General features: G+C 33.0%; 3 protein-coding genes and 1 pseudogene. 2 read left to right on the top strand and 2 right to left on the bottom strand.

Features of this window, described 5'->3' with window-relative positions:
• A partial coding sequence (locus tag JX287_RS06495; protein WP_204643822.1) for an LPXTG cell wall anchor domain-containing protein occupies positions 1-1,224 on the top strand: 1,224 nt, incomplete at its 5' end.
• A gap of 230 nt (positions 1,225-1,454) precedes the next feature.
• Positions 1,455-2,381, top strand: coding sequence for an Rpn family recombination-promoting nuclease/putative transposase (locus tag JX287_RS06490; RefSeq protein ID WP_204643820.1), 927 nt, complete (start codon positions 1,455-1,457; stop codon positions 2,379-2,381).
• Between the two features lie 382 nt (positions 2,382-2,763).
• Here the strand turns inward: JX287_RS06490 and istB are convergent.
• Positions 2,764-3,251, bottom strand: a pseudogene (istB, locus tag JX287_RS08975) (IS21-like element helper ATPase IstB); the annotation flags it as partial.
• Positions 3,251-3,703, bottom strand: a complete 453-nt coding sequence (locus JX287_RS06475; protein WP_204643815.1) for a transposase — start codon at positions 3,701-3,703, stop codon at positions 3,251-3,253. The gene JX287_RS06475 and the pseudogene istB, both read right to left, overlap by 1 nt.
• Positions 3,704-3,824: the final 121 nt, after the last annotated feature.

The raw sequence follows: 3,824 nt of genomic DNA, 5'->3' as shown, positions 1-3,824 counted from the left end.
CCAGTGGAAGGAGAGCACGCCCAAGGAGATTCAATTAGCTACACACCAGGTGAAGTGACAGTGGACAACAAAGTGTATGTACCAGTAACAACTGAAGGACACAGTGTAACGTTAACAGATCAACCACAAACGCAACCAGTAGAGTATAAAGAAAAACCATCTACATCAACTCCAACATTTACAGTAGGAACACAAAATCCACAAACAGGAAATGTTGAAGTAACAGTTGATGGAGTTCCTGAAGGTACTAAAGTCAAATTACCTGGTATTGCTAGTGAAAAAGTTGTGATTGGAGGAAAAGTAGAGTTAACTCATAATGAGTTACCTGAAAATCCAACAACAGGAAGAGGAATTGCCCAAGAAGATGGTAAACTTCCAAAAGAAGGAACTAGTGATATTACAATTCCTGGTAAATTAACTAGCGCTAAAGGTGAACCAGCAAGAGAATTTGAAGTGGCAATTCCACTACCAATTGTAGTTCCAGATCCAGAACACTTAACACAGAGAGAAATAGAAAAATTGGTGGATAAAGTTAAAGAATCTAATCCAAATACAATTGTTACTGCAGATGATAAGGGTAATGTTACCGTTACAGATAAAACAACTGGTGATTCAGTACTAATCCCAGCTAAAGATTTAACTGTTAAAGACTTCGAACCAGTGAAACCAACAGATAAAGTTCCAGTCAAAGATAAAGCACACTTAACTCCAGAAGAGAAAAAACAAGTGGCAGATAAAGTCAAAGATAAGAACCCAGGTAAGGAAGTAACAGTAGGAGATGATGGCACAGCAACTGTCAAAGATCCAACAACAGGAATTAGTCATACAATCCCAGGAACAGACTTAGTGAATCAAGACTTCGAACCAGTGAAACCAACAGATAAAGTTCCAGTCAAAGATAAAGCACACTTAACTTCAGAAGAGAAAAAACAAGTGGCAGATAAAGTCAAAGATAAGAACCCAGGTAAGGAAGTAACAGTAGGAGATGATGGCACAGCAACTGTCAAAGATCCAACAACAGGAATCAGTCATACAATCCCAGGAACAGACTTAGTGAATCAAGACTTCGAATCAGTGAAACCAACTGGTAAAGTTGAAAAACCTACAAAACGTTTAGCAAATACAGGTGAAGCTGAAACTAATACAGGATTAGCAGGTCTAGGATTAGCTGTACTAGGAAGCTTACTAGCAGTTGCTAAAAGACGTAAAAAAGATGAAGAGTAAAAATAACTAAATCATCGAAAATAATTCTTTAACATTATCTACTTAGATAGTCGAGAAGAGCAAGAAATCCAAGGAAGAATTGAAAGGTTCATTTCTTGGATTTTTTGTTTGATAAATAATTTGAATTTTATTGATGTTATCATTAGAAAAAATAGCTTTCATGGAGTATAATGAAGGTGGAGAATTATTAGGGATTATGAAAAAAATAATAAATAGGGAGATTTCAAAAAATGGAAAATATAAGACACAAAGACGCACGACCAATGATGGATTTAATTGCGAAAAAAATATTTAGCGATACAGAAATAACCGCAGAGTTTATTCGTGATATTTTAGAATTACCGGTCGAAAGTGTAAAAATATTAGAAGGAACACAAATACATGTAACAACTGGTAAAATTTTACCAGATTTTACTACACAGGTAGATGTACTTGCGGAACTAAATGATAAAACACAAGTTGTCATAGAAATTCAGGTAGCTATGCAGGTTGATTTTATAAAAAGATTGTGGTTGTACATCTGTGAACAAGTATCGCAAAACTTAGATGAGTATAAAAAAGCCGGAATAGAGACACATTATTTATCTCAAGAATTAATACCCGTCTACGCTGTAGCGATAACAGAAGAGAACTACTTTGAAGATGATAGAGCGATTCACAATTTTAGTTTAAGAGATAGTGAGACGAAAGAAGAATTGAAAGTCAGAGTAAAAGGAATAGAAGAGAAAAGAAGTCTAGTACAAATAGCATTTTTAGAGCTAAAAAAATACAAGCCAGAGATGAAAGTAAGTTATAATAAAGTGCGTTGGATGGAGTTATTTGGTAACAAACCATTTACACACCAACCAGGGAACATAATAACGAAGGCAGATAGAATACTAGATGTAAAAGAGTGGAATAAGGAGGATAAAGCTATGTTTGATGAATACATAAGAGCTTGGGATGGATGGAATGCGCATTTGGCGTATGTGAAAGAGGCGAAAGAACAGGCGTTAGAACAAGGAATTGAACAGGGACTTCAACGAGGACGAGAAGAAGGTATCGAAGAGGGGAGAGTAGGTACACTGATAGATTTAGTAAAAAAAGGTGTGATAACAAAAGGATATGCGTGTGAAGAACTAGGGATATCTGAACAAGAATTTGAGAAGTATCTATAGTTTGAGTGGAGAAATACCACTTAAGCTAAGTTGTAATGACAACGTAAATTCGAAATAAACTATTGAAAATTCATTCAGAATGTAACGTAAGAACAAAGGACAGGAAGTAAAATTGTTACTCTCTGTTCTTTTTTTAAATTATATTAGTTTAAAGGACAATCATCTTGTTAGTTTTAAATACTATATTATTGTAATATGATTGATAGAAAAAATACCATTTCTAGAGCATAACAAAGATGTATATACAAAATAAAAGAAGGAGGAAATAATTATGTTGGCGTTTGATGAATACACGAGAATGGTAGATGGCTGGCTTGTCCATTTGGCATATTTGTAAATGTTAATATAAAAATGTACAAAAGTGACAAAATAAAATGTACAATTATTCAAAACTAACATGATTTTTTAGTTGATAAGAATACCTATAATGGGAATTATATAAGTGTGATGAAGTGGCCTGTCAAGTATAGCTGAATCCACTTTCTCATCACTGAATAATGTCGCCCATTTAGAAAAAGGAATATTAGATGTGGCTATTATGCTCTTTTTTTCGTAACGCCGGTCTATTAGTTGGAATAATAACCACTCATCATCTTTTTTTAAAGGTAAATAACCAATTTCGTCTATAATCAATAATTTATACTTTGAATAGTGTTTTAATCGCTACTCTAGCCTATTTTCAGCTAGAGCGGCTTTTAAATTTGCTATTAAATCATGACATTTTATAAAATATGTTGAATATCTAGAACTAGCTGCTAATCTTCCAATCGCTGTTGCTAAATGAGTCTTTCCAACACCACTATTACCTATAAAGATTAAATTCTTATTGTTTTCTATAAAATTTAACCTAGCTAAGTTCCTTATCTCCCTCAACTTTTTAAAACTGCATTTTCCGCACGTAGGTACTCAAGTTCCTTCTCTAGTTGTTCTACTTTTGATAATTCATTTTTTTCTATCTTTTTATTATTTTTCATCTTACTAGTTCTTCCTCTCGGTTTCTCTAGTATATTATACCTGTTTTCTTTAAATTTTAAAATCCAATTACATAGTAAACCAGGATTCGGTAATGCGTACTTTAGTGAAGTAGCGTGTATAGAATTTCCTATTATTAAAACTTCATTGATTATATTTAGTTTTAATTCTGGTGGATAGTAATTATTTTTCTCTTTAATCAGTACGGTTTCACCATGTAAATCAGCTAGTTTGACCATGTATTTCACATTACTAATATTAATATTAAACTTTTTAGCTAGTTCATTGTATGAGTATCCTTCTTTCTTAAGTCTATACATCTCTATCTTATTTTCAACAGTTAATTTCATAATAAATATCTCTCCAAAATTTGTCCGAATTTTTGGGGCTATTACCCTAGGTGAAGGTCTCTTATTCAATATACCTCGTTATTGGGCGATTACGTTGAATTATATATATTCAAGGAAATAT

Source organism: Gemella haemolysans (assembly GCF_901873445.1).
Taxonomy (GTDB): Bacteria; Bacillota; Bacilli; order Staphylococcales; family Gemellaceae; genus Gemella; species Gemella haemolysans_C.
This window is presented reverse-complemented; position numbering and strand designations above follow the sequence as displayed.

Coding starts and splice junctions, on each gene's coding strand:
- JX287_RS06490 (WP_204643820.1), top strand. CDS start 1,455: ATGGAAAATATAAGACACAAAGACGCACGACCAATGATGGATTTAATT.
- JX287_RS06475 (WP_204643815.1), bottom strand. CDS start 3,703: ATGAAATTAACTGTTGAAAATAAGATAGAGATGTATAGACTTAAGAAA.